Source organism: Gloeocapsopsis crepidinum LEGE 06123 (assembly GCF_015207655.1).
Classification (GTDB): Bacteria; Cyanobacteriota; Cyanobacteriia; order Cyanobacteriales; family Chroococcidiopsidaceae; genus Gloeocapsopsis; species Gloeocapsopsis crepidinum.
The window spans coordinates 110,902-130,488 of the sequence record NZ_JADEWN010000001.1 but is presented as its reverse complement, the minus strand read 5'-3'; the positions used below and the strand labels follow the sequence as shown (position 1 = coordinate 130,488).

At 40.8% G+C, this 19,587-nt stretch carries 18 protein-coding genes; 10 read left to right on the top strand and 8 right to left on the bottom strand.

The features are described from left to right. Positions 1 to 28 precede the first annotated feature (28 nt). On the bottom strand, positions 29 to 1,048 hold the full coding sequence (gap, locus tag IQ230_RS00530) for a type I glyceraldehyde-3-phosphate dehydrogenase (RefSeq protein ID WP_193929798.1): 1,020 nt from the start codon (positions 1,046 to 1,048) through the stop codon (positions 29 to 31). A gap of 187 nt (positions 1,049 to 1,235) precedes the next feature. Between gap and IQ230_RS00525 the strand changes: the two genes are divergently transcribed. Then, positions 1,236 to 1,754 carry a hypothetical protein gene (locus IQ230_RS00525; RefSeq protein WP_193929797.1) on the top strand — a complete coding sequence of 173 codons (519 nt, stop codon included), beginning with the start codon at positions 1,236 to 1,238 and terminating at the stop codon, positions 1,752 to 1,754. A 16-nt stretch (positions 1,755 to 1,770) separates the two neighbouring features. Further along, positions 1,771 to 2,604, top strand: a complete 834-nt coding sequence (locus tag IQ230_RS00520) for a DUF3153 domain-containing protein (protein WP_193929795.1) — start codon at positions 1,771 to 1,773, stop codon at positions 2,602 to 2,604. Between the two features lie 59 nt (positions 2,605 to 2,663). Here IQ230_RS00520 and pdxH read toward each other — a convergent pair whose 3' ends face one another. Next, positions 2,664 to 3,308 (bottom strand): pyridoxamine 5'-phosphate oxidase, encoded by a 645-nt coding sequence (pdxH, locus tag IQ230_RS00515; RefSeq protein WP_193929793.1) that lies wholly within the window; start codon positions 3,306 to 3,308, stop codon positions 2,664 to 2,666. A gap of 470 nt (positions 3,309 to 3,778) precedes the next feature. Between pdxH and IQ230_RS00510 the strand changes: the two genes are divergently transcribed. Together IQ230_RS00510 and IQ230_RS00505 are read left to right on the top strand one after the other, a co-directional pair. Beyond that, positions 3,779 to 4,609 (top strand): segregation/condensation protein A, encoded by an 831-nt coding sequence (locus tag IQ230_RS00510; protein ID WP_193929791.1) that lies wholly within the window; start codon positions 3,779 to 3,781, stop codon positions 4,607 to 4,609. Positions 4,610 to 4,969: 360 nt separating this feature from the next. Then, positions 4,970 to 6,133 (top strand): nucleotidyltransferase family protein, encoded by a 1,164-nt coding sequence (locus IQ230_RS00505; protein ID WP_193929789.1) that lies wholly within the window; start codon positions 4,970 to 4,972, stop codon positions 6,131 to 6,133. Positions 6,134 to 6,317: 184 nt separating this feature from the next. On the opposite strand, the gene speA is transcribed toward IQ230_RS00505, so the two are convergent. Then, positions 6,318 to 8,375 carry a biosynthetic arginine decarboxylase gene (speA, locus tag IQ230_RS00500; protein ID WP_193929787.1) on the bottom strand — a complete coding sequence of 686 codons (2,058 nt, stop codon included), beginning with the start codon at positions 8,373 to 8,375 and terminating at the stop codon, positions 6,318 to 6,320. A gap of 267 nt (positions 8,376 to 8,642) precedes the next feature. Here speA and ndk point away from each other — a divergent pair, with 267 nt between their 5' ends. Continuing rightward, a complete protein-coding gene (gene ndk / locus IQ230_RS00495; protein WP_193929785.1) occupies positions 8,643 to 9,092 on the top strand; it encodes a nucleoside-diphosphate kinase in 450 nt (149 codons plus the stop codon). Positions 9,093 to 9,253: 161 nt separating this feature from the next. On the opposite strand, the gene IQ230_RS00490 is transcribed toward ndk, so the two are convergent. Further along, positions 9,254 to 10,018, bottom strand: coding sequence for a TerC family protein (locus tag IQ230_RS00490; RefSeq protein ID WP_193929783.1), 765 nt, complete (start codon positions 10,016 to 10,018; stop codon positions 9,254 to 9,256). Positions 10,019 to 10,362: 344 nt separating this feature from the next. Between IQ230_RS00490 and acs the strand changes: the two genes are divergently transcribed. The 3 genes from acs to IQ230_RS00480 all read left to right on the top strand — a co-directional run bounded on the left by acs (position 10,363) and on the right by IQ230_RS00480 (position 13,364). After that, entirely contained in the window at positions 10,363 to 12,333 is a 1,971-nt protein-coding gene (acs, locus tag IQ230_RS00485; protein WP_193929940.1) for an acetate--CoA ligase, read from the top strand. Positions 12,334 to 12,548: 215 nt separating this feature from the next. Then, positions 12,549 to 12,752, top strand: coding sequence for a hypothetical protein (locus IQ230_RS26290; protein ID WP_228054457.1), 204 nt, complete (start codon positions 12,549 to 12,551; stop codon positions 12,750 to 12,752). Further along, positions 12,753 to 13,364: an Rpn family recombination-promoting nuclease/putative transposase gene (locus tag IQ230_RS00480; protein WP_228054456.1), complete on the top strand. Its 612-nt coding sequence runs from the start codon at positions 12,753 to 12,755 to the stop codon at positions 13,362 to 13,364. A 1,059-nt stretch (positions 13,365 to 14,423) separates the two neighbouring features. Here the strand turns inward: IQ230_RS00480 and IQ230_RS00475 are convergent. From IQ230_RS00475 to IQ230_RS00465, 3 genes are read right to left on the bottom strand one after another with little or no spacing between them, the layout of a single operon-like run. After that, on the bottom strand, positions 14,424 to 15,155 hold the full coding sequence (locus IQ230_RS00475) for a 2-phosphosulfolactate phosphatase (protein WP_193929781.1): 732 nt from the start codon (positions 15,153 to 15,155) through the stop codon (positions 14,424 to 14,426). A 26-nt stretch (positions 15,156 to 15,181) separates the two neighbouring features. Continuing rightward, positions 15,182 to 16,069, bottom strand: a complete 888-nt coding sequence (locus IQ230_RS00470) for a DMT family transporter (RefSeq protein WP_193929779.1) — start codon at positions 16,067 to 16,069, stop codon at positions 15,182 to 15,184. Then, on the bottom strand, positions 16,070 to 16,582 hold the full coding sequence (locus IQ230_RS00465) for a hypothetical protein (protein WP_193929776.1): 513 nt from the start codon (positions 16,580 to 16,582) through the stop codon (positions 16,070 to 16,072). 544 nt (positions 16,583 to 17,126) lie between these two features. Between IQ230_RS00465 and IQ230_RS00460 the strand changes: the two genes are divergently transcribed. Both IQ230_RS00460 and IQ230_RS00455 read left to right on the top strand, forming a co-directional pair. Then, the gene (locus IQ230_RS00460) at positions 17,127 to 17,417 is read left to right on the top strand and encodes a hypothetical protein (RefSeq protein WP_193929774.1); all 291 of its coding nucleotides are present in this window, start codon (positions 17,127 to 17,129) and stop codon (positions 17,415 to 17,417) included. Positions 17,418 to 17,576: 159 nt separating this feature from the next. Next, on the top strand, positions 17,577 to 17,822 hold the full coding sequence (locus IQ230_RS00455; protein WP_193929770.1) for a hypothetical protein: 246 nt from the start codon (positions 17,577 to 17,579) through the stop codon (positions 17,820 to 17,822). Between the two features lie 38 nt (positions 17,823 to 17,860). On the opposite strand, the gene IQ230_RS00450 is transcribed toward IQ230_RS00455, so the two are convergent. After that, positions 17,861 to 19,576 (bottom strand): DUF262 domain-containing protein, encoded by a 1,716-nt coding sequence (locus IQ230_RS00450; RefSeq protein WP_193929767.1) that lies wholly within the window; start codon positions 19,574 to 19,576, stop codon positions 17,861 to 17,863. Positions 19,577 to 19,587: the final 11 nt, after the last annotated feature.

Here is a 19,587-nt window from a genome sequence, read left to right as displayed (position 1 = left end):
ACTCTCCCACTCTCCCACTAGCCACCACTCACTCACTCCTCACCCCTCTTAAAATGTAACTTGCTAAATCTACCAAGCGATTTGCATAGCCCCATTCGTTGTCATAGTAAGCGAGAACCTTGACAAAGTTATCACCAAGAACACTTGTGGAAGAGAGGTTTACAATTGCCGAGTGCGGATCTCCTACACAATCTGAAGAAACTAGAGGAACTTCACTGACTTTGAGAATCTCGCGCATTCCATTCGTTGCATACTTGCGTAAAGCATTATTAACTTCCTCTACTGACACAGACTTTTGCAACACTGCATTTAAATCGGTTACTGAACCAGTGGGAGTCGGTACGCGTAACGCCATGCCATCAAGTTTTCCTTTCAATTCTGGTAACACCAAAGCAACTGCCGTTGCTGCGCCTGTTGTCGTTGGTACAATATTTTGGGCTGCACCACGTCCGCGTGCCCATTCTGAAGGATGTCCTGTATCTACTAATCGTTGATCGGCAGTATAAGCGTGAACTGTCGTCATCAGTGCCTTCTCAATGCCAAATTCATCATTCAGGATCTTAGCGATTGGTGTGAGACAATTGGTGGTGCAAGAAGCTGCAGAGATTACACAGTCGCGTTCTGGATCGTAACTTTCGTGATTTACGCCATACACAAACGTGGGTACAGTAGAACCCTTAGCTGGCGCACTAATAATCACTTTTTTACATCCAGCTTCAATGTGTAAGCCGGCTTTATCTGCACTGCGGAAAATCCCTGTGGATTCGATAACAACATCGATATCCCTCTGCTTCCACGGAAGCGCCGCCGGATCTTTTTCTGCGACAAGTTCGATTTTTTTCCCATCAATCATCAAACCTGTATCGTCATAGCCTACTTCCGCAGGAAACTGCCGATATACTGAGTCATATTGCAGTAGATACGCAGCTAAGTCGGGTTTTAATACAATATCGTTGATCGCAACAACTTCTAAATCTGGCTTACCATAAGCAATCCGTAAAAACGCACGTCCAATCCGTCCAAATCCATTAATGGCTACTCGTTTCATGACTACCTCTTGATTTAAAGCATTTTTTTACTAGTTAAGTGTTAGCAACTAACTTCAAACGATGCCGTAGCTTAGAACACGGCTAGGAAAGTTTAATCCGTGTTTGAGCAAGTAGCATAAAACTTACTCCATCTAAAATCAGATGATAAGTGGCAATATCAAGAAAGAAGATATCTTGTAGTAGACCGTGACTTCTGAACAAGCAATTGTTAAAAGTGAGTACCAAGCGGGAAAAGCCGCATTTGAACGGGGAAAGTACCGCGAAGCAGTGCAACATCTGGAAAAAGCCAGCGCCCTTGTTGCACGAAATACTCGGTTAGGGGGAGATATTCAGATATGGCTAGTAACAGCATATGAAGCCGCAGAACAGCGACAAGAAGCTGTGTTATTGTGCGAACAACTCAAGCGCCATCCCCATCCGGAAACAAGTAAACAAGCGCGGCGATTATTATACATATTGCAAGCACCGCAACTCAAGCGCCCTCAAGAATGGTTAACACAAATTCCTGACTTGGGTACATTACCCGATAATGAAAGTCAAATGCGATTGGCTAGTGGTACGGTGAGTAAAAAACGTCCGTCCCAAACACCAGTGATTCCTGAACCCATTGATCCTAGTAAAGTAAATACAAAAGACAATCGCTTTATCTGGGTAGCACTGATAGCGATCGCTTTAACACTTGCTGGGTTGATTTGGTCGATTTGAATCGATAGGAGGATTAATGTCCGCAGTTTTGACAATGCATAAAACTCGCTTTTTGCGTACTTTATTACGATTTCTAGCACGATGGCGGCTATTGTGGATCGTTCTTTTATCATCGCTGCTTCTTTCAGGCTGCGTGCAGTATCAAGCCGGAGTTAATTTTGATAGCCCTAATCATGGCGAAATTATCCAGCATATTAAGTTAGGCGATCGCCTAATGACTTTCAGTGGTGATTCTGCTACTGAGTGGTTAGATAGCATCGAACGCCGTGCCCGTAAACTTGATGGCAAAGTCAAGCGCATTTCTAGTGAAGAACTCACCGTCACAATTCCTTTTAATAACGGTGCAGAACTTGAATCTAAGTTCAATGAATTCTTTCATCCAACAGCTAAAACAAATACAGCTATTACCCAACCATCTGAAATCCCAGTTGTAAATTCCCAGCTCAAGCTCAACCAAAACAACTTTATCTTTTTACTGAGAAATCGCCTTACTTATGAACTAGATCTGCGATCGCTTTCTTTGGTTTCAACTAACGGTAACGTCCTTATCAATCCTAATGAAATCCTTGACTTGGAGTTTCGCTTAAATACTCCTTGGGGCGCAAAAAGCGTCGAAACTGATGAGAACGCCGTACCGCCCGAAATTGCAGAAAGACAACTTGTATGGACACTTAAGCCAGGCGCACTCAATCACCTCGAAGCTATTTTCTGGCTACCCAATCCATTAGGAATTGGCACCTTTATCATTATTTTATTCATAACAGCCGGAATTTATTTACGCTATAATTTCATGCCCGATCCCACAACTCAGATAGCACCAAGTTTAACTCCTGAAAGTAAAGCAACCTGAATGCTTAGCACTTTAGTCACTCTTTCGCTCGCCCCTCGCCCCTAACTCCTCACCCCTATTTATGGTGACAAGCGTTCCCTTTGCCAACTACCATCTTCCTGACGACGATAGTTGAGGCGATCGTGGAGTCGGCTAGGACGTCCTTGCCAAAATTCAATAAGATGAGGAATTAAACGATATCCTCCCCAATGGGGCGGACGAGGAACTTCCTCGCTTTCATACTTTTGCTGAAGCGCTTGCAAGCGCTGTTCTAAAACTTCGCGGCTAGCTACGACTTGACTTTGATCTGACGCCCAAGCCCCCAAACGACTGTTTAATGGGCGGCTTTGAAAATATTCGTTAGATTCTGCATCAGATGCTTTCTCTACACGTCCTTCAATCCGAACTTGGCGTTCTAGTTCCGCCCACCAAAATACGAGGGCGGCTTGCGGGTTAGCTGCGAGTTCTTGTCCTTTGTGACTGGAATAGTTTGTAAAAAATACAAAACCTCGCTCGTCAAAGTTTTTTAATAACACCATTCTTGCTGAAGGTTTACCGTCTGAAGTTGCAGTAGCCAATGTCATTGCGTTAGGTTCAGGTATCTGTGCAGCTAACGCTTGGTCAAACCATAGTTGGAACTGTCTAAAGGGATTGGGATCAGCGTTTTTTTCCTGCAAGCCTTGGAGAGTGTAATCTTGACGAAGATCCGCTACGTTAATGTTCATGTTGCTCGATCGCTGCTTGTGCCCTAGATTAGATTTTAAATTCTAGATTAAGCAAGGCTAGCGTGTCAGGTTGATTCAACATTATTTGCCGTAGTGCAATCCACCCATGACGGCTGCTATCAAAACAATCAAGCTAAGTTACAGCGATCAGCAATAGGACAGGAAAGTGTTATGTCCAAAAGATAATATTTTGGTAATCGCACTAGCATTTTATATGCTACTGTGTGGCGATTGAGTTTGATATAGTTTAGTCAATCTTTGACCATTTATAATCACCATACCATCAAGCACCTGACTACAGCTAAATTTTCAGATTTTTTATCAGTTGTTTAAAACGTTACTATTCCCTACAATGCTCCTCAATGGCATGAGGGAAACATTGTATTTAGGAATTGCAAGTAGTATGACACCTCTACTGTTAAATCATTGTTACCCCCTGACCTCCGATCCCTGACTCTGATTCCTACCTTATGGATGCTACGCACCTATTAGAAAAAATTACACTTTTGATTGATCTTGCCCAAAAAGGAGAAATTGATCCTTGGGATGTTCAGGTCATTGATGTAATTGATCGATATTTGAGTGAAGTACTTGCTACAGATGAAATTGCCCAAACAGCTACTGAAGCAGATTTATCACAATCAGGACAAGCCTTTTTATCGGCATCAATGCTCGTATTGTTTAAAGCCAACACATTGGTTGAACTAGAATTTCAGCAAGCTGAATTACAACCAGCAGAAGATGATTTTCTTGACGCTAACGAAAGTTACACAAGAGTACGTTTACCTTTAGAGCAACAATTACGTCGCCGCCCAGCAGCTTTGCCACCACAAAAGCGCCGAGTTACGCTGCAAGAACTCATCACTCAGTTGCAATTAATGGCAAATCAATTGCAAGCGCAGCAACCAGAATCATCAAACAACACGCGCACTCGTAAGCTCTCCTCGCCATCGCGTACACAACTACGCCAAGCACTTGAATTAGCGCACCAGGAAAACCTCACCGAGGTAGCAGCAGAAATTGAGCTGTTTTTAAATTCTTGCTGGCATAATGATCGACAGCAGGAACAGACGTGGCTGAACTTAGATCAATTGGTAGAGTTGTGGACTCGAATGAAGTGTTCAAGAGCAATTGCGCACAGCGCAGCGCCAAAGGCGATCGCAGTTTCCAATCACGCACCTGTTCAAGAACGAGTCAGCGTTTTTTGGGCATTATTGTTACTATCTGCCCAGTCAAAAGTAGAGCTATCCCAAGATGAGTTTTATCAAGAGATCAAAATTCGGACAATTACTGCAATATGAGAGGTTATGGATCAAAAATCAGAGGTCAGGGTTTTTCGAGAACTCGGGAAACTAAGGAAGCAGGGAAGATATGAGTGATGAGTGTTGAGTTTAAGAATGATATCTAACCAATCGTACGAAGATTTGATATTCTTCAATTTAAAATAGTGCCATCTGGCACGCGAACGCGAACAAAATTCAAAACTCACGCGCTAGTCACTCTTCCACTAGCTACTCACCACTTACCCCTCACTTCTCACCCCTACTCCCTACTTAAAGCTGTCAGTGGTTTCAATGATGACTAAATGCTGGAATTTAGGCGATTATTAGGTATCAATTAATTTAGGTATATAAAAACATGAGGTTGAGGAGCAACTATTTATGAAAGCCATGATTCTAGCGGCTGGTAAAGGTACTCGCGTACGCCCAATTACCTACACAATTCCTAAGCCAATGATTCCAATCCTGCAAAAGCCAGTGATGGAATTTCTCTTAGAATTGCTACGTCAACATGGGTTTGACGAAATTATGGTTAACGTCAGTCATTTAGCTGGTGAAATTGAAAGCTATTTTCGCGACGGACAACATTTTGGGGTTCAAATTGCCTATTCTTTTGAGGGGCGGATTGAAGATGGCGAGTTAGTTGGTGAAGCGATCGGTTCTGCAGGTGGAATGCGGCGCATACAAGATTTTTCTCCATTTTTTGACGATACGTTTGTGGTGCTGTGTGGTGACGCTTTGATTGATTTAGATCTCACTGCGGCCGTCAAGTGGCACAAAGATAGAGGCGCGATCGCAACTGTGATTATGCGCTCAGTTCCTCGCGAGGAAGTTTCCAGTTACGGTATTGTTGTTACTGATGATGCAGGACGTGTTAAAGCTTTCCAAGAAAAGCCTGCAGTTGAAGAAGCACTGAGTACTAATATCAGCACAGGTATTTATATCTTTGAGCCTGAAGTTTTGGATTACATTCCTTCTGGTCAGCAATATGATATCGGTAGCCAATTATTTCCTAAATTAGTAGAAATTGGTGCGCCATTTTATGGTTTAGTTATGGATTTCCAATGGGTAGATATTGGTAAAGTTCCTGATTACTGGCACGCTATTCGTGGTGTCCTCTCCAGAGAAATCAAAAATGTGGAAATTCCTGGTCATCAGGTTGCTCCAGGAATCTACACTGGTTTGAATGTTGCTGTGAACTGGGACAAAGTAGATATCACAGGTCCAGTTTACATTGGTGGTATGACACGCATTGAGGATGGTGCAAAAATTATTGGACCAGCAATGATTGGTCCTAATTGCTGGATTTGCAGTGGCGCGACAGTAGACAACAGTGTAATTTTTGATTACTCGCGTTTGGGACCTGGAGTCCGCTTAGTTGACAAGTTAGTGTTTGGACGCTACTGCGTTGATAAAAATGGTGCAACCATCGATGTGCAAGCGGCAGCTCTTGACTGGCTAATCACTGATTCTCGCTATCCCCAACCGTCACAACCACCATTAGAACATCGCGCGATCGTTGAGTTACTGGGGAATGGAAATTAGGAGCGAGGGGCGAGTCAAAGAGTGATTAGTTTTGAGTTTTGGAAAGCGAAGAAAGGTGCCGGATGGCACTATTTTAAATTGAAGAATATCAAACCTTCGTACGATTGGTTGGATATCATTCTTAAACTCATAACTCATAACTCAACACTCAACACTCATATCTCCCCTGCACCTCTACTCCTATTTATGGAGACAAGTAAGTATATCGACTCAAACTCTGCTCATATGTTTGTAGCAATCGTTGAGATTCAGACAGCGTAATTCGCTTTTCTTCGAGTGCTTGCTCAGTGCGCTGGCGGATACTTTCGACTAAATCTTCTGAGTCGTATTGCACATAACCCACGACTTCGGTCATGGTATCACCCTTAACTACGTGTTCAATTTGATATCCTTTAGGTGTTAATTGAATATGAACTGCATTGGTGTCACCAAACAAGTTATGCAAATTCCCCATAATTTCTTGGTAAGCGCCGCTGAGGAACATTCCCAAGTAGTAGGGTTCTCCAGGTTTAAAAGAATGAAGTTCTAAAACTGACTTGACATCACGTAAATCAATGAATTTGTCAATTTTTCCATCACTGTCACAAGTTAAGTCTGCCAAGATACCTCGCCGTGTAGGTTCCTCATCCAAGCGGTGAATTGGCATGAGGGGAAATAGTTGATCTATTGCCCAACAATCTGGCGCAGATTGAAATACAGACAGATTGACGTAGTAGATGGAAGCCATGATTTTTTCCAGTTCTTCCAAGTCATCTGGCACGTACTCTTGCTGACGAGTAATGTTTGTGATTTTCTCACAGCAAGCCCAGTAAATTCGCTCAACCCTGGCACGCTCTCTTAGCGTTAAGATGCCTAAATTAAATCGGTTGATGCCTTCTTCCTTAAATTGAGTGATGTCGTGGTACGCTTCTTGATAGTTTTCAACGTTAATTGATTGATAAGTTTCCCAGAGGTTGTGAATAATCGGCGGTTCTTCTGAGAGTGGTGGATTTGGGACAACTGAAGGTACATCACAAGTACTGAGAACATCAAAAATTAAAATTGATTGGTGCGATGCGATCGCCCTACCGCTTTCACTGATCAATGTCGGTACAGGTATTTTCCGCTCAGCACAGGCGTCTTTTAGCTCTGCCACAATGTCGTTGGCATAATTCTGCATATTGTAGTTTTTTGAGGCGTAGAAGTTGGTTTGCGAGCCGTCGTAATCTACGCCTAAGCCGCCACCCACATCGAGATACTTCATATCTGCCCCAAGCTGGGCTAATTCGACATAAATGCGGCTAGCTTCTTGAATTGCATCTTTGATGACGTTAATTGCTGAAATTTGCGAGCCAATGTGGAAATGAAGAAGTTGCAATGATTCAAGGAGATTAGCATCGCGTAACTTATCAACAGCTTGAATGATTTCAGGAATCGTCAGACCAAATTTAGCGCGATCGCCGGTTGATGTTCCCCAGCGTCCCATACCTTGGGTACTCAACTTTGCCCGCACCCCTAAAATTGGTCGAATTCCCAACTGACGACTCGCATTAATCACGAGATCAACTTCTTCAACTTGTTCTATCACAATGATGGGAGTCTGCCCTAAGCGTGTTGCGAGCATGGCAATCTCAATATACTCGCGATCTTTGTAGCCATTACACACCAAAAGCGCACCAGGAGTATCTAACATTGCTAAGGCAATCATTAATTCAGGCTTAGATCCTGCTTCCAAGCCAAATTGATGAGGTTTTCCAAATCGAACGAGATCTTCAATTAAGTGTTTTTGTTGGTTACACTTGACTGGGTAAACACCACGATAAACACCTGGGTAGTTATAGCGAGCGATCGCTTTGGCAAAACAGGCATTCAATCGCTGAATCCGATCCTCCAATATATCAGAGAAGCGAATGAGCAACGGCATGGATAAGTTACGCTGCTTCAGGGCGTTCACTAATTCGTATAAATCTAAAGAACCACCGCGATCGCCTTTGGGGGAAACTGTAACATGACCAGCAGCATTGATAGAAAAGTAAGGTTCACCCCAACCATCAATTCGATAAAGGGCTTCGCTATCCTCAATTTTCCATTTTTTTCGCGGCAAAAGTTCAGTTTTCGGATTTGATGAGGATTTTTTGTTGTTTGGTTCCGCTTTTCCATCGCTTGCCGCCTTTCTACCTTCAGAAGCTTCTTGCTTCTGCGGTTGGAGTTCAAGAGGGGGCTGACCCTCTAATGCTGAATTTGTGCTTAACTCAACACCCATTATGTCTTGACCTCGTATGTTTCACCCACGAATAGCCAGTTTAACTCATCTAATTCAAAGCGGATTCTGAACTAAGAGAGACTTTCTGAGATAATCTGATTTTTGTTATTACATAGCGATTCATCTGCACTATCAGCATTCAAATTTAATCTGGATTTAACTAGAAGTTAAATTTAGGAGATTTTGGATGCGCTACTACAATGGGCGAAAAATCTGATAGCACATTTACGCAAATCGCTTTATTGTTCATCTTCACAGGAGACAGCTTTGGAACGCACATTTTTAGCCATTAAGCCCGATGGTATACAACGTGGACTCATCGGCGAAATTATTAGCCGCTTTGAAGCTAAAGGATTTACCCTAGTGGGTTTAAAATTTATGAAAGTCAGCCGCGAACTTGCTGAACAGCATTACAACATCCATCGAGAAAAATCTTTTTTCACGGGATTAGTAGACTTTATTACCTCTGGTCCTGTTATTGCTATGGTTTGGGAAGGTAGTGGTGCGATCGCCGCAGCGCGGAAAATGATTGGTGCAACTAACCCACTCACCGCAGAACCTGGTACAATTCGCGGAGATTTGGGTATTGATATTGGACGGAACATCATTCATGGTTCAGATGCTCCAGAAACAGCGACTCAGGAAATTAGTCTGTGGTTTAAGGATGAAGAACTGATCAGTTGGCAACCCAGTTTAATTTCTTGGATTCGAGAGTAGCTGACGAGGGGTGAGGGGTGAGTGAATAAAGTGACTAGTGACTAGTGACTAGTGACTAGTGCGCGAGTTATGAGTTAAAAGAATTTTCTTAACTCATAACTCTTCTCAAGCTCAACACTGAGGACTCACAACTCCCCATTTCTCCTGCTTAAGAGGCTTCCTCACCTCTGATTTCCCTCAGCTTCTCCGACTTGCACAACACTGATTTCTGCTTCTGGGTTACTTTCTTCTCGTTCATCTCCAGCGACTTCAGTTTTAGTTCGCTGGGAAAAACCCCAAGCAAAAATTGCGGCGATCGCACTAATCATTAACCATTCAGGTGGAACCAAGTCTTTGTCTATAACTCTCAATAACAGTCGTAAGCCTACTAGCGCTACGGTAATATAACCCGCATCTTCTAAATGGGTAAATTCATCTAACCAGCGAATGAACAGTCCAGCCATAAATCGTAACGCCACAATACCTATAGTTGCACCGGTAATCACAAGCCATTTTTCTTGCGAAACTGCGATCGCTGTTGTCACACTATCCAAAGAAAATGCCAAATCGGTGAATGCAATTACAGGAATTGCTTGCCATAAGTTAGCAAAGCGTGGACCATGATGTTGATGTTCCGGATTATCGTCTGAAGTGAAATACTGAAATACTAGCCAAAGTAAATATGCAGCACCTAAGAGTTCAAACTGCCAAAATTTTGTTACCCAGGTAGCTGTGAGGATTAAGCTAATCCGCAATATGTAAGCGACAACTAAACCAAAGTTGAGTGCCTGACGTTCTAACTTTTTATCTTCTAATCCTTGAGCAATCGCTGCCAGCGCGATCGCATTGTCTGCAGAAAGTACCGACTCTAAAAAAATTAGGATAATTAATACTAGAGTTGCTTCAATCCCTACATTAAAGGGAGAATCAAAAACTTGATCTATCATTAAGAATTTTTCGCACCTGAATACAGCAAAACCAACACTATTGGACAGCTTAATTTAATAATTTTAACAAATCGCTACACTGTAGATAAATTTACCTTTAGATAGGAAATCCTCAATTCATAGAAGATATAGATAAGCTTGAAGGCTTGAATCAAGAATAACTGATGTACCTTGATTGATAAGTTAAGTATTCATAACTGGGGATTAAGCAGCAAAAATTAGCAAAATCAATCGCGATCGTGCGTATTGTGGGGAATAATTCTAAAGCTTAAAGAAACTCAAAACACTTTCAAGCAAATCTACGCGCACAATGGTTTTGAGTAGCAATGCCAAGATTAAGAGATATGTCTCAACTCACAATTGAATCAATTCTCCAAGAAAAACGTTTATTTCATCCTTCGGCTGAATTTTCTCAAAATGCCCAGATTAAAAGCTTAAAAGAATACCAGCAACTGTACGATAAAGCGTCTGCCGATCCCGAAAAGTTTTGGGCAGAACTTGCCCAACAAGAGTTGCACTGGTTTCAAAAGTGGGACAAGATACTCGATTGGCAGCCACCATTTGCGAAGTGGTTTGTCAACGGTAAAATCAATATTTCTTACAACTGTCTCGATCGCCATCTCACCACCTGGCGTAAGAATAAAGCCGCATTAATTTGGGAAGGCGAACCAGGTGACTCGCGGACACTCACCTATGCGCAGCTACACCGCGAAGTGTGTCAATTTGCTAACGTACTGAAGCAGTTAGGTGTCCAAAAAGGCGATCGCGTGGGAATTTATATGCCGATGATTCCGGAGGCTGCGATCGCAATGTTAGCCTGTGCCCGAATCGGTGCGCCGCATACTGTTGTCTTTGGTGGTTTTAGTGCCGAAGCACTACGCGATCGCCTGATTGATGGAGAAGCTAAAGTTGTTATCACTGCTGATGGTGGTTATCGTAAAGATGCCGCAGTTCCGCTTAAAGAGCAAGTTGATAAAGCCTTAGCCGGTGGAGATGTTACTAGCGTAGAAAATGTGCTTGTTGTGCGGCGGACTGGACAAGAAGTGCAAATGGAACCAGGACGCGACCATTGGTGGCACGATCTTCAGCAAAGTGTCTCAGCAGATTGTCCTGCTGAACCGATGGACAGTGAAGATATGCTGTTTATTCTCTACACTTCGGGTAGCACTGGCAAGCCCAAAGGAGTGGTGCATACAACAGGGGGTTATAATTTATACACGCATATGACCACCAAATGGATTTTCGACCTACAAGATACAGATGTCTATTGGTGTACTGCAGATGTTGGTTGGATTACTGGACACAGTTATATTGTTTATGGTCCACTCTCCAACGGTGCGACAACAGTTATGTATGAGGGTGCGCCGCGTTCCTCTAATCCTGGTTGCTTCTGGGATGTGATTGAAAAGTACGGCGTGACAGTTTTTTACACTGCACCAACAGCAATTCGAGCTTTTATTAAAATGGGCGAACATTTGCCTAAAGCTAGAAATCTATCTTCTCTACGCTTGTTAGGAACTGTAGGCGAACCAATTAACCCCGAAGCTTGGATGTGGTACTACCGCGTCATTGGTGGCGATCGCTGTCCCATTGTGGATACTTGGTGGCAAACTGAAACCGGAGGAATTATGATTACCCCGCTACCTGGGGCAATTCCGACAAAACCTGGTTCGGCGACACGTCCTTTTCCTGGCATTCTCGCAGATATTGTTGATTTAGAAGGTAATTCGGTAGGTGACAATGCAGGTGGCTATTTAATTGTCCGTCATCCTTGGCCTGGGATGATGCGCACCGTGTATGGCGATCCCGATCGCTTCCGGCGTACCTACTGGGAACATATTCCGCCACAAGATGGAAAATATGTCTACTTTGCAGGTGATGGTGCAAGACGTGATAAAGATGGCTATTTTTGGGTAATGGGGCGTGTTGATGACGTAATCAATGTTTCTGGACACCGTTTAGGAACGATGGAGGTTGAATCAGCACTAGTATCGCATCCTGCAGTTGCTGAGGCAGCAATTGTCAGTAAACCTGACGAGGTAAAGGGAGAAGATATTGTTGCTTTTGTCACTTTAGAAGGCACGTATCAACCAAGTGAACAACTGAGTAAAGAACTTAAGCAGCACGTTGTCAAAGAAATCGGCGCGATCGCACGTCCTGGTGAAATTCGCTTCACCGATGCGTTACCAAAAACTCGTTCTGGTAAAATCATGCGGCGGCTGTTACGCAACCTCGCATCTGGGCAAGAAGTTTCTGGAGATACTTCTACCTTAGAAGATCGCGGTGTCCTCGATAAACTGCGTGAGGGGGCTTAATCTGTTTGGGTTAGGATGCGATCGCTTTTGTCTTAAGGGCGATCGCCCTCATTCTTGAATTGTTTATCTAATTTTGCAATTAACGCTTGAACCGTTGCGTCACGTGGGCTAATTTGTTGAATTTTAATCATTATTACTAATCGTAATCTACCTTTACGAGATAATGGCGATGCCTAATTTAATTGCCATCAGTTTTTCATGTCCTTTGATAATCTGTGCAAACTGCTATCCGAAAATATCCTGCAACATCTGCTAGTTGGGTGTTAGGTACACCGCAAACAGAAGTTAAAGTTCTCAAAACTGAATTGAGTATTGAACCAATTCGTGCTGATTACGTAACATTTTTGCAGCTACAAGAACGCATTCTCCACCTCGAATTTCAAACCATACTCGCATCAACGCCACCATTACCATTATGAATGCTCGATTATTGGGTAAGGTTGTATCGGTTATATCGCCTACCCATCACGCAAGTCGTCGTTTTATTACTTCCACCTGCACCAGACACAATTATTGAAACTTCGTTCAACGTGGAAACAACTCGTCACGAATATCGCGTGATTCGGATATGGAAAGAAAATGCCACACAATTCCTTAATGATCCAGCGTTGTTACCTTTCGCGCCCTTAACAGCAACGACACAACCCCAAATCTTATTGCAACAAGTTGTGGAACGAGTGAATCAACTTGAAGCCGAAAAACCGGAAGCTGCCTATACGCAAATATTGGCGGGGTTAAAATACAACAAGGAATTAATACAGAGAATATTTCGGGAGGGGATGATGCGTGAATCCGTCATTTATCAGGAAATTCTTGCTGAGGGAGAACAAATAGGAGAACAACAAGGACGCTTAGCGGAAGGGCGATCGCTTGTGCTACATCAACTTAACCGACGTATAGGAGAATTACCGCCAGATGTCCGTCAGCAAATTGAATCTTTGTCGTTAGAACAATTAGAAAATCTGGCTGAAGCATTACTAGATTTTCAGCAAATCGCCGATTTAGAAGCTTGGTTGCATCAAGGCGTTTAGTTGGAAGCTACATTTCAAGTTCGTCATGTGATTTCTATGCATAAACAATTGATTTGGTCAAGAAAATTATACGTAGACGCATTGGCGAAGCCTTCTCGCAGAGTACGCGGCTGGTCTGTGACATCGCACAGTTGATTTGATTTTCTAGTAGTTCTATTGTCAAAATCCTAGTAACGCTTACTGAATAAGAGTTTACGGTGCATTGACTAAGTACTTCTCAATATCATCGAGTACCGCATGAGCCGAAAGAAAATCAAAGCCATACCAGGTTTGGAAATCGACAACATAGACTTGGTTTTGCTGAACAGCCTTGATTTAGATTAGACACGTAGTTTAAGTCACTATGATGTATATGTTTTCCTATTGATATACCTAAACCAGAATGTAGTTCAAGCAAATAAACTACATCTGTAGAAAATTAATTTTTACATTGCCAAATTTCATCAAATCTATCATATTTTAGTCGTCGCTTACCATTTAATTTAATACTTTCTTCCCGCGCTTGCCAATATTCTTCTGCTGTTAGTATTTCCATTATTAATTTGTTTCTCACACATCAGCAACTGTATAAAAATGACTGTCTAGCAGTACATTAAATTTGAAACTAAAAAACGATGTATAAACTGCTTTCTCACTGTTAGCGAAAAGTGTTAAAAACTTACAAAAATGAGTATTGAGAGATACTCGCAAAGTAAGAGTAGGTGATTTCTAGATCAAGTAACTTCCAAGTTAAATGAGATTTACTTGCATTTAACATGATGAGTGTAATATTGATTTACAAAATAATTCAAGTGGTTGCTTTGAGTTTCGAGTGCGATTAGCATTATGAGACGATCCACGATTACTTATAACACGCGATGCGATCGCAACTGTTGTCTATTTTGAGTCAACACCGCTTGCAGACTCACCAAGTATTTTAATGAAAACTATTGCGCTAGGAATTCTAGGTAATTTCTTACATACTTAGTTAAGTATTTTTTTAGCTACAGCGATCTGATTGCAGAGGAAAAAGGTATGTATTGGTTACACTATATGACAGGGTAGAGGGCGCTATCATATTCAAGTGATATGTATAATGTTGGTATATGCGTTGTTGGCAAATAGAGGAACACATTTACTAATGTTATAAGCTGCTGATAGTTCTACATCTTTAGCAAACCTTCTAGTAATTAATTCTTTGCCAGAAATACAGCTTTTTAAATTTGAAAGAAGAGCGTCTTTTGTACTCTGAAAAACTGCGATAGCTGCTTTAGCTTCGGGTGAAAATGTTCCTTGCATGTGGCTAAGAATTGCACCAGCACCAATCATATCCTCTAAAGCTATTCTTAAACTTCCATTGTTCCATCTTTCGCCTGCGGGAATAATAGAAATTCTCTTTCCTTTTTTCTGAGCAAAGTTTGCAACAGCCTCACAGTTTCTCAAACACCCCGTTAAAACCTGTGCTTGCTGTTGTACAGCTAAAGTGAGAGTAGCACCATTCGGTGAGGGTAAAACAAGTCGAGTATTTGCAGGAATATTGACTAATGAGGAAGGCGATAGTGAGTAACCATTAGTGAGTTTACGCTCATTACTAACTAGTTCTGCATTCAGAGATAAAGCATAATCTAACGCTGAGTTATCTTTCCATTGATAGGGAAATATTATTGCACCGTTATTACTTGCAATTTCAACACAAGTGGAGAAAGAGAGAACATCGACTACAATTAGTACATCGCTTATTGGAGCAAGATTAATTACGCCTTGTTCACCCCATTCACAACGAATATCAAATTCTGCTTGGTCAAAAATCACTGATATTTTGTCTTGAAAATTACTAATTATTGCAGATAAAACAAAATGGCGATTCCGGCGATCGCAACTCCAACACCCGCGATCGCCCTGAAACTAATTCTCTCACCCATTGCTGCGGCTATCGGTAATACAAAGAGAGGGCTAGTATTTGTCAGTGTTAAAGCAATTCCGGCTGCAGTAAATTTTATTGCCGTTTGTTGTAGCCAAATTCCTAGATAAGTACCAGCAAAAGATGCTAAGAAAATTGCGGTTGTAATTTGGAGTGAGGGAAGTTTCACCTGAGAACGGCGTTTTATGCCTACCCACGGTATCAAAATGAGTAAACCACCCATCAAACGCAAGAGTGCAGCCCATAACGAGCTAATAGATGTTGTTGCAAAGACAGCACGGGAAAGTATAGCACCTGTGGAAAGAGCGATCGCCGCTAAAATCCCAAAACCGATACCACGTAATAAATGTGTTGAGTGATGTGTACTTGTGCCAGGTACTCTTTCGCTTAATACCCACGCCACTCCCAGAATAGTCGTAATAATACCACACCACGCAGCTAAACTCAATTGTTCTTGAAGAAAGAGCAATGCCAAAATTGCAGTCAAGGGCGGTGCTAAAGTTTCTATGAGTAGAGTACGGCGTGCACCGAGGTATTTTAGCGCCGTGAGAAAGGCAGAGTCACCTAAACCGATGCCTAACATTCCGCTGAGGATTAAGAGGAAATAATTATTAAGGGCTAATGCTGGAAGTATGTCACCACTAATGAGGATTGTAAAAAGAAGGAGAACAACTGCGATCGCGCCTTTGAACAAGTTGAGTTCGAGTGGATGAATTTGTTGTCCAATACGACTGTAGATGACTGAAGCCATCGCCCATAAAAAAGCGGCAGATAAAGCTGCGAATTCGCCCGTCAAGTTAGACATTTAATTATTTTGAGAAGTCTCCCAGCGCAATAGCCAGGGAATTTGCGATAAGTGTACGCCATAGTTGAACGTCCATAAAACCATCTCAGCGATTAATATGCTTTGTACCCACAAGTCATTTTCTAGGTTTATTAGTGTTAACCCACTATATAGCTGCCAGAGACGATAGGGTAAGTACAAGCAAGGAATTGTCACCCATACGCAAGATTGAAAACGGTTGACTGTCAAGCTTTCAGATAAAATTTGTAACCCCAGCATGACAAAGTAGGAAACAAGCACTAGCACAACAATGCGATCGCCTTGCGACGCTGCCCACAATATTGTTACTAATGGAAGTAGTACTCCCAATACTATGACAGTTGCAAACCAAGCTTTAAACCAGTTTGGGAGTGGTTGAGGAAGGCTAAAAGGCTTAGCGTGTCGCCACAACCAACCTGCGAAAATCAAAAAAGACGTAGCGAGTGTGAAAAATAGTAGATTTTCAATGATAAGGCGTTCTGTAATCAAAATCATGAGAATTGCCGCAGGTAGAAAAATTTACATTATATTCAGTTGAACTAGCAACTTAATTGATTTGCCAGTTTTTAATTCTTTTAGCCACTATCCATCTAATTTCAGTAAATTTTCTGCTTTTGCCTCGCTACTATTTTAAAAGTTTGATAAAATCTCCGCAATTTTTCTGGTTTATTTCTTTACCGTGAGTGTACTGAGGGCATTTTTATTATTTATAAATACGATACAAAGCAATCTATATTATTCACTATCAAGTAGTTTGTTTTAAAAGAGATGTTAATTAAGGTACAGATAATTAAAAACGAGTAAGTTTGTTCACACACTACGTCTAAGATTAGAGGAAAATTAATGTATCTATTATTACATATCACTAGTATAGTGCTATTACCGTTGGTGTTATTAACTGAAGATAAAAAATCACATGACAAACTATGAATTGCAATGAGTAAGAATTGAATGCACGATTGAAATTAAACCACTAGCAGTAAAAAACAGTCCTTTCGGTTTCCTTTGTTAAGGGAGTTTTTACAAACTTGTAGAAACTGTGAGTAAACTAGCCATCAAATTTAGAGAAGTTGCACGTCATCTTAAATCAGCAATACCTCAAGTTTATGTAGCCGAAAAGACAGATGAATCCTTGGATAAACTGCTAGAAAGTTCTGAAAGAGAGCTACTGCAAACACTGCAACTGACTGCAGATAACAAACAAGATTATAGCTTTGTAGATATCTATGCTCAGACTATTGCTTATGCACTGTTTACAGCAAGAGTATTTAGCTACATTAGAGACAAACAAGAAGAGACAGAAACTTTTCTCGATCGAGAATTGGTTTAGCATTAGTGACCAGAAACTAACCCGCTTCTATACCTCTTGTTTGAGGATGTATCTCAGCGCTAGGAAGGAGAATTAAGGGATGAGTTGACCAGCACGCGATCGCTGATATTTTTGTCAATATAATTTTAAGATATCAGCCTAATTTAGGAGACATAAACGATGGACGCCTATGTTCCAGTTGATTGTGACTTTCACGATCAGTTAGAGGCATTAGCCACCTTGCGTAAAGAATGCCAGATTGTGTATCAAAAGGTACCAAGTGAATTAGTAAAAGTACAAGGTCTAATTGTAGATATTTATGCGGCAAATAAAGCTGATTTCTTGAAGGTAGATGATGGCACCGAAATTCGACTAGACCGAATAGTATCACTTAATAACAAACAAGCTTCTTCTTGGTCAAATTAAAGAAATCTTTTAGTACACCTAACTGAATACTCTTACAATTATCGCAGCCAGATTTTAAGCGCTATATCAGCTAAGTACTCAGCACGGTTCTTAATTGCTTCCTCATTCCATGTATCTATATTTTTAAAATACTGGTTTAAAGTTACGTTGCTAGTATGTAAATAATTTAGTTTGTCTTCATAACTTTTATTAGATAGCTCTGAATTATAACCTGTTAATGTTAAATTACCTAAAGTATGTAGCCATTTTTTATGGATATTGCTATGATTAGTGCCTAAAACTGTTTTCCATTTCACATCTAAAGTTTGAGGCATAATATGCTCCAATGTTAAATTTTCAGGATTAACTTGCTCTTTACTAAGTTCTGCTTCGATACTCTCTAAAAGTAACTTAACTCTATCATTTACTCCAGAAGTTTTGCTATATAGTGATTTTTGAATTACAGCTTCGCGAAACTTTGCATCTTCTGGAAAAATTTGACTAGCTTTAAATTCTGTAAGAGTCTGACGTAAGCCATTGACCAAGTTGCTAGGATTTTTCTTGACTTTATTATATAAATCATTAAAAACAGTGCCTAAGGCTTTAGTAGAAATTCCTGCGATCCAGCGACGTACAAAATAAGATTCTAAATATCTAATAATTTTCTCAAACTCTTCTAAAGACAACCTTTCTTCCTCATAATCGCGGTATATATTTAGCAGGAATATATGACAAGTCGTAAAATCAAGCCTTTTTAACCGTTTAAACCATCTCCTGAGAGTGGTATTTAGTTCTTCATTTTCAAAGTTCAAGCGTAAGTAGTAATAAGCAAACTGGATAATTTCTTCAAGTTGACTTATAGTATCTACTTGAGAAGAATCAAATTTTTGCTTGATAGCTTTATAGACTTCCTTTTGACTAATTGCTTTACCATCTTTACGAATATAAAACCAGAATGCGTTTGTTAGTTCTTGTGCGTATTCATTACTATTATCATCAGTACCTTTTCTCTTTTTAAAATTTTGCTTAAATTTCTCTTCTAGAGGCAGCCAAAGTTTATCATATACAGTTTTTTGCTCATTAGTCGGTATTTTCATGAATATATAATTACGCACTAAATCTACTTGACTTAATTCTTCTCCTTTGTTGTTCAAACTTTCAAAAATAAGATAAGGGTTATCGCTGTCGTCGGAAGTAATATTTACTAATAGAATTTGTTCTAAAAGAACTGATTTAAATTTAGTAAAGTCTAAAGTAATGTTTTCCTCCAAATCAGGCTTTTTAAACTTGACCTCAAAAAATTTATAAGCTTCGTAGATTGAGCTTGTTTTTCCCAAATCTTTAACTGTTTTTCCTGTGATGATACTTTGATATACTGCGCGATCGCCCTGCGTTGGCAATACCTTGTAGATATCATTATCTTTCTTAAATTTATTAATTAAGTACAACTCCTGTACTTCGTCTGCAACGCTTTTATCAGATTTTTTGAGATGATTTCGCAAAACTGCTAAGATAATCGTCAGCGTTGTTAAGCGTTGTTGCCCATCAATGACAACAAATGGTGAAATTCCATCTGCAGTTCCAGGTATAGCCTGAGTTACTATTGGACCGAGAAAATAAAATCCTTTAATTTCTTCTCTGTAAAGACTCATCAAGTCTTCCCACAACGTTTCCCAATTCTCTTTTTTCCAAGAATATGGTCGCTGAAAAAGTGGGATTTGAAACTGTTTTGTACCTTCTAGTAAATTGCGGAGAGTCGTTTCTGAAGCTTTCATTCTTACTTAAC